Origin of the sequence: Streptomyces longispororuber (assembly GCF_014656095.1) — a bacterium.
GTDB lineage: Bacteria > Actinomycetota > Actinomycetes > Streptomycetales > Streptomycetaceae > Streptomyces > Streptomyces longispororuber.
The window spans coordinates 1-6,893 of the sequence record NZ_BNBT01000256.1 but is presented as its reverse complement, the minus strand read 5'-3'; the positions used below and the strand labels follow the sequence as shown (position 1 = coordinate 6,893).

6 protein-coding genes are annotated in these 6,893 nt (G+C 76.7%); 1 reads left to right on the top strand and 5 read right to left on the bottom strand.

What is annotated here, in order from left to right:
• A partial coding sequence (locus IE330_RS37395; protein ID WP_190140644.1) for a helix-turn-helix domain-containing protein occupies positions 1–1,579 on the top strand: 1,579 nt, incomplete at its 5' end.
• A 15-nt stretch (positions 1,580–1,594) separates the two neighbouring features.
• Here IE330_RS37395 and IE330_RS37390 read toward each other — a convergent pair.
• The 5 genes from IE330_RS37390 to lnt form a co-directional block, all read right to left on the bottom strand.
• The gene (locus tag IE330_RS37390) at positions 1,595–2,344 is read right to left on the bottom strand and encodes an alpha-ketoglutarate-dependent dioxygenase AlkB (RefSeq protein ID WP_190140643.1); all 750 of its coding nucleotides are present in this window, start codon (positions 2,342–2,344) and stop codon (positions 1,595–1,597) included.
• Positions 2,341–3,498: a methyltransferase gene (locus IE330_RS37385; RefSeq protein WP_190140642.1), complete on the bottom strand. Its 1,158-nt coding sequence runs from the start codon at positions 3,496–3,498 to the stop codon at positions 2,341–2,343. Before IE330_RS37385 ends, IE330_RS37390 begins: the two co-directional genes overlap by 4 nt.
• Positions 3,499–3,563: 65 nt before the next feature.
• Entirely contained in the window at positions 3,564–4,274 is a 711-nt protein-coding gene (locus IE330_RS37380) for a hypothetical protein (RefSeq protein WP_190140641.1), read from the bottom strand.
• Between the two features lie 75 nt (positions 4,275–4,349).
• Complete coding sequence (locus tag IE330_RS37375) at positions 4,350–4,862, bottom strand: NUDIX hydrolase (RefSeq protein ID WP_190140640.1); 513 nt, start codon at positions 4,860–4,862, stop codon at positions 4,350–4,352.
• A 10-nt stretch (positions 4,863–4,872) separates the two neighbouring features.
• Complete coding sequence (gene lnt, locus IE330_RS37370; RefSeq protein WP_190140639.1) at positions 4,873–6,465, bottom strand: apolipoprotein N-acyltransferase; 1,593 nt, start codon at positions 6,463–6,465, stop codon at positions 4,873–4,875.
• Positions 6,466–6,893: the final 428 nt, after the last annotated feature.

Below are 6,893 nucleotides of genomic sequence, written 5' to 3'. Positions count from 1 at the left end.
GGCCGCCGCGGCGCTCCAGCGCGCCGCGGACCTGGCACCGCGGCGACGGGACAGCGCCCGGCTGCTGGTCGAAGCCGCGTCGGCGGCCGTGTTCACCGGTGACCTCGCCTGGGTCGAGGAACTGGCCGCCGCGGCACGCGCGCGCACCGACGACCCGGCGCTCCTGGCGGCCGCCGCCGCGCGGACCGGACGGCTCGCGGTCCTGACCGCACGCCACACCGCGGTCTTCTCCCGGCTGACCGCGGCGGCGGAGCAGTCGGCGGCGTCCCGGCCCGCGGCGGCGCTGGACCTGCTGGCCGACGCCGCCGTGGCCCGCTTCTACTGCGGGGAGGACACCCAGCGCCACCGCGTCCAGGACGTCCTGCGGCGCCTGCCCGAGGAGCCCGCGTCCGCGGGTCTGCGGGCCTGGGTGAGGGCCGTCACGGACCCGCACGCGGAGCGAGCCGAACTCGTCCCGCTGCTGCCGGAGTTGGCCGCCGAGGCGCGGTCCCGGCCGGAGCGGCTGACAGCCGTGGGCATCATGGCGTGGCTGCTGGACGAGACCCCGCGGGCCGTCCGCTGCTTCGACGAGGCCTCCGACCGGCAGGTCCGGGAGGGGCTGCCGGAGGGGCTGGGCGGCGCGGTCGCCTGGGCCTTCGTGGAACGAGGCCGGTGGGACCAGGCCCGGGAGGTCTGCGCCCGTACCGCCGAGGTCGGCCGCGCGGCCGGACTCGACCACGCCGTGGCGTGCGCGGCCGCCGTGGACGCCACCGTGCTGGCCCACCAGGGCGACACGGCGGCGGCCCGTGCCCGGGCCGAGGACGCCCTCGGCCTGGTCGACCCGCTGGAGAGCCGCTCGGTGGCCGTTCACGCCCGGCGCGCGCTGACCGCCGCGCCCGCCGCGGAAGGCGCGTACGAGACGGCCTACGGGCAGCTCCGCCCGGTCTTCACGGCGGACGGCGCGCCCGTGCACTACCACGCCTCCTACCCGGCCCTGGCGGAGCTGGCCGCCGCCGGCGTGCGCGGCGGCCACCGCGAGGACGCCGCCGCGGTCGTCGAGCGGTGCGCGGCGGCGCTCGGGGAGGGCGCCTCCCCTCGCCTGCGCTCGCTGGTCGACCGGGCCCGGGGGCTGCTGGCCGCGCCCGAGGACGCCGAGCCGCACCTCCGGGCCGCGGTGGCCGACCCGGTGCTCGCGCACTGGCCCTTCGAACGCGCCCAGTCCCTGCTCGACCTCGCCGAGTGGCTGCGCCGCCGTCGGCGCGTCGCGGAGGCGCGGGTGCCGCTCACGGAGGCCCTGGAGGCCTTCCGGCGTCTGGGCGCGCGCCCTTGGGTCGAGCGCGCGCGGGCCGAGGCGCGCGCCGCCGGGCTCGGCGTCGCGGACGCGGCTCCCGACGCGCTGGCCGAACTCTCCCCGCAGCAGCGGCAGATCGTCGCCCTCGCCGCCCGCGGGCTGACCAACCGGGAGATCGGCGAGAAGCTCTTCCTCTCCCCGCGCACGGTCGGCTCGCACCTCTACCGCAGCTTCCCCAAGCTGGGCGTCACCGCCCGCTCCCAGCTCCGCGACCTTCTGGAGGGCACCCGCGCGACGGCCGGCCGGTGAGCGGGCGGCGGGCCGTCAGTCGAGCCCGCTCACCCGCAGCGTGATGTTGAGCCGCCCGGTCAGGCCGAGTCCGGGCGGCGCCGTGCCCGGGTGGATCCGCGGGACGCCGTGGTACGCGAGGCGCGAGGGGCCGCCGAACACCATCAGGTCGCCGCTGCGCAGCTCGACGTCCGTGTACGGGCGCCCACGCGTCTCGGTGTTGCCGAACCGGAAGACGCACGTGTCGCCGATGCTGAGCGAGACCACCGGCGCGGGCGACTTCTCGTCGCTGTCGCGGTGCATGCCCATGCGGGCGTCCACGTCGTAGTAGTTGATCAGCGCGATGTCGTAGGCGCCGCTGTCCGCGACGCCGTACGTACCCTCGTCCCCGATGCCGTACGTGCCGTCGTCGCGGACGGCGGTGTGGCTGCCGCCGGGCGTCCCGGGGGCGTCCGCGCCGCTGCCGCCGGTCCCGTACGCGTCCCGCACGGCGTCGCGGGCCAGGCGCGCGAGCCACGCGGGCAGGGGCTTCACCGGCGCGCCGTCGCCGTCGACGGCGGTGCGCGCGTAGCCGTACGGGTACCAGTGCCGGCCCAGGCACATCTGGCGCGCGGTCATCGTGCCGCCCCCGGGCAGGCGCACGGTGCGCAGCCCCGCGGGCGGGCGCGCCCAGCCACGGCAGGCGTCGAGGAGCTCCCGCTGGCGGGCGGGGCCGAGCCAGCCGGGCACGTGCACCGCGCCCGGGGCCACCTCGGCGCGCTCGCGCGGGAACAGCGCGTCGGTCATCGCCGCCGGACCGCGCGCAGGATCACGAACTTGCGGTTGCTGGCGGCAACTTCGACGTTGCCGAACAGCCGCTTGAGGCGTACGTGGTAGCCGAGGTGGCGGTTGCCGACGACCCACAGCTCGCCGCCGGGCCGCAGCGCGTCCCGGGCGCCGCGGAACATGCGCTGGGCCGTCGCGTCGGTCGTCGCCTGGTGGCTGTGGAAGGGCGGGTTGTTCAGGACGAGGTCCACGGACGCTGCGGGCACCGCCGTGAGCGCGTCCCCGGCCAGGAACTCCGCCTTCGCGGCCGCGGCGTTGGCCCCCAGGGTTGCCTCCGCCGAGGCGACGGCCTGGTACGACTCGTCGACGAAGGTGACGCGGGCCTCGGGGTTGGCGACCGCGGCGGCCGTGCCGAGCACGCCGTTGCCGCAGCCCAGGTCGACGACGTGGGCGTCGCCGTGGCAGGCCGGCAGGTGCTGGAGGAGGAACCGCGTGCCGATGTCGAGGCGGTCGGCGCAGAAGACGCCCGCGTGGTTCACGGCGGTCAGGCCCGCGCCCGCGCCGGAGTCGGCGGGCAGCACGTAGCGGCGCGGCCAGGGGCTGGGCTCGCGGGGGCGGTCCGGGGCGGGCGTGGTGAGGATCAGGCGGGCCTTCTGCCGGGCCAGCGAGGTGCGGGTGGGGCCGATGATCCGCTCGAAGAGGTCGAGGGTCGAGGTGTGGATCTCGGTGACCATGCCGGTGCCGAGGACCACGGTGCCCGCGTGCACGGCCGGGGCGACGCGGCGGAGCTGGTCCTCCAGGAGCGCGAGGCTCTTGGGCACGCGGACCAGCAGCACGTCGACGCGCTCGGGCGGGGTGTCCCGCGTGGTGAGCAACCGGGCCGGGTCCGGCGCGTGCCCGGCCCGCTCCAGGTTGGCGAGGGTCGCCTGCCGGGTGAGGAAGGAGTCGGTGATCTGCACGGGCCGGTGCGCGGCCAGGGCAGTGGTCAGCGCGCCCCACCGGTCGCCGACGACGGCCACGGTGCCGTCCAGGGCGACGGGGTCGCCGCCCTCCTCCCCCGCCAGGTGCCGCAGCAGGTAGGCGTCTGCCGCGGACCAGGCCCGTAGCTGGTCGCGCGGGTCCTCGGGAAAGCGTGTGAGGTCGTACGTGCCCCATGACGTGCTCAAACGGTTCATCGTGCCCTCAGGCTACTGGGCGGCGCGCGGCGGCGCGGACCGGCCCTGCGGCGACGGCCCCGGCCTCACGACGGGCGCCGCCGCCGCTGCCGGGGGATGGCGACCCGGGTGCGGCCGGGGTCGGCCGGGCGCTCGGGGTCGTACACCGCGAGGACGAGCCGGGCGAGGGCGGCGCGGTCCTCGACGACGTGCGGCGCGTGGCGGGCGCCGCGCCGGTCGTGGAAGACGACGGTGACCTCGCCGCGCCGGCCGCGCACCGGCCGCCAGCCCTCCAGGCGCGCCGCGGCCGTGGTGAAGGAGGCGCGTGCCCGGCGCAGCGCGGCGGTCCTGCGCAGGCTGACGGCGCCGCCCCACACGGCGGCCAGGGCGCCCGCGGCCACCACGGACCACAGGAAGACCAGCCAGGCCGTCACGGTGTGCCGGCCGACGGGCGCGAGCAGCGTGTAGTCCGTGAGGGTGCCGTACGAGACACGTCCTTCGGCCACCGCGTCGTACCAGCCGACGGCGGCGGCGAGGGCGCTGAACGCGGTCACCGCGCCCGGCGTCGCGCGGTGCAGGAACCGCGCGCCGGCGAGGCCGAGCAGCACGGCCAGGGCGGTGCCGAGCTCCGGCGCCAGGGCCGCGAGCTGGTCGCTGCCGCAGCCCGTGTCGTCGTAGCAGGACCGGGCGACGCTCGTGGCGTCGTACGTGCTCAGGTGCCACACGAGCCAGACCGGCCAGGCCAGAAGCGCGCACGCGAGCCCCCGCACCGCGGCGCCGCAGGCCTTCCGGCTCAACTCCCGTCCCGCCTCCGTGGTTCGGCGGCGCGCCGGGGCGGCCGCGCGGACAGCATCCGTCAATGTCCGTGCAGGCTACATGCTGTCCGGCGCGGTCTCCACGGGCCCCGGGGACTCGGTGTCGCGGGCGAACCAGGTGGGGCCGTCCGCCATGGCCTGCTTGATCCGGAAGAGTCCGGTCTCGTGCAGCTCGGGCAGCCGGTCCAGCGGGAACCAGGCGACCTCCAGCGACTCGTCGTCGTTGACGCGGGGCTCGCCGCCCACGGCCCGGCAGCGGACGGTGACGTCCATGAACTGGCAGACGTCGCCGTTGGGGTAGGTGACGGGCTCCAGGGCCTCCACGAGGACCACCCGCTCGGCCACGCACCGCACGGCGGTCTCCTCGTGGACCTCGCGCACGGCGCACGCGGCGGGCTGCTCCCCCGGCTCCGGGATGCCGCCGATCACGGACCACCTGCCGTTGTCGGCACGGCGTCCGAGCAGCACCCTGCCCTCGTCGTCGAAGACGATCGCGGTCACGCCGGGCAGCCACAGCGGGTGGTGGCCCACCTCGGCGCGCAGGGTCGTGATGAAGTCTGGAGTAGCCATGATCAGCACCCTAGCCGCCGGTGGCGGACCGCCTGCGGGCGATCGCCCAGCCGATTCCGGCCACTCCCAGGCCGGCGAGCAGCACCTCGGGCCACACCCCGAGCCGGGTCGCGAGCGTCCGCGAACTGCGCTTGGGCACCTGGGCCACCAGCGACTCGGCGGTGAACATCCCGGTCCGCTGGGCGACCGTCCCGTCCGGGCGGATCACGGCGCTCACCCCGCTGGTGACCGGGACCAGGACGGCCCGGCCGTGCTCGACGGCGCGCACCCGGTCGATGGCGAGCTGCTGGTAGGTCATCTGACTGCGCTCGAACGTGGCGTTGTTGCTCGGCACGGACAGGATCTGCGCGCCCTCGTTCACCTGGTCCCGGACCACGTCGTCGAAGGCGGCCTCGTAGCACGTCACGGGACCCACGCCGGTGCCCGCCATGGCGAACACGGCGGGCCTCGTACCGGGTTCGAAGACACCGGCGCGGTCGACGTCGGAGCTGAAGAGGCGGAAGAAGCCGCGGTAGGGCATGTACTCGCCGAACGGCTGGAGGTGCCGCTTGTCGTAGAAGGCGCCGGGACCCTTCTCCGGGTCCCAGAGGATCTGCCGGTTGCGGGGCCTGCCGTCCTCGGCCTCGACGACGGCGCCCACGGAGACGGGGGCGCCGACGGCCTTCACCGCCTTCTCGATCTCGGTGTACGCGTCGGCGTTCTTGTACGGGTCGATGTCGGAGGAGTTCTCCGGCCACAGGACCAGGTCGGGCCGGCGGACCTCGCCCCGCTCGACCTTCTCGGCCAGGCGCAGGGTCTCGCGCACGTGGTGGTCGAGCACGGCCCGGCGCTGGGCGTTGAAGTCCAGGCCCATGCGCGGCACGTTGCCCTGGACCACGGCGACCGTGGCGGTGCCGTGCTCGGCCTCCGTGGACACCAGCGGCGTCGCGGCCGCCCCGGCGGCGACGGGCGCGACGGTGAGCACGGCGGCGGTGACCAGGGCGCGGTCCCGGGTCCGCGGCGCCCGCCTGAGGCGGAGGACCACGTCGGCGAGCCCGAAGCCGCTCAGGACGACCGCGAAGCCAAGCAGCGGGGTGCCGCCGAGCGCGGCCAGCGGCAGGAACGCCCCGGTGGGCTGGCCGAAGGCGACCTTGCCCCAGGGGAAGCCCTCGAACGGGAAGCGCGCCCGTGCCGCCTCCAGGAGCAGCCACACCCCGGAGGCCCACACCGGCCACACGGGGAGGCGTGACACCAGGGCGATGCCCAGGCCCGCGAGGCCGAGGAACAGCGCCTCGGCGACGGCCAGGGCCAGCCACGGCAGCGGCCCCACGTCGACGCCCGTCCACGAGAGCAGCGGCAGGAAGTAGCCGAGCCCCATGAGCAGGCCGAGGGCGAACCCGGAGCGGGGTCCGCGGCCGTGCAGGACGAGGCCGAGCAGCGCGAACGCGAAGGGCGCGAGCCACCACAGCTCGCGCGGCGCGAAGCCGAGGTAGAGCAGGACGCCCGAGAGCACCGCGCCCGCGGCCGGAAGCAGCCGGCGCCGGAGGCGCTGCGCGCGGGTCGTCGGTCCGGCGGGCGGCGAGATCTGCTCCGGCGTCCCGGTGGGAGCGGTGGTGGCGGTCACTCGGGGAGTGTACGGCCCGTCACCAGGGCCGGGACACCGCGGTCGGCACCGGCGGGGAGGAGGCCGAAGTGCCCGTTCCACACATCTGCCAGATCGTTTCTGCGCACGATGTCCACAACCAGGGGCGCCAGCCGCTACGGTGTGCCCAGCCCCTGCCGCGCAGCCTGATCACGCCGCGCCGGGGGCCCGTGGGGGACGGATCTGGGGGGCGGGTTGGGGCCGACGGGGGCGGTGGCGGCGGCCGGGCGGGCCGAGGAGCGGCACGCGGTGGCGGACGCGAGCGGCTTGGCGCTGCTCGCGGTCTGCGCGGCGTGGGCGCTGGTCACCTCTGCGCTCGGCGGCGGACGCCCGGACGGCGTGCTGCTGGCCCTTGTCGCCGTCGCCGCCGGGTACGCGGGCGGCCGCATCGCGGGGGCGCTGCTGCCGGT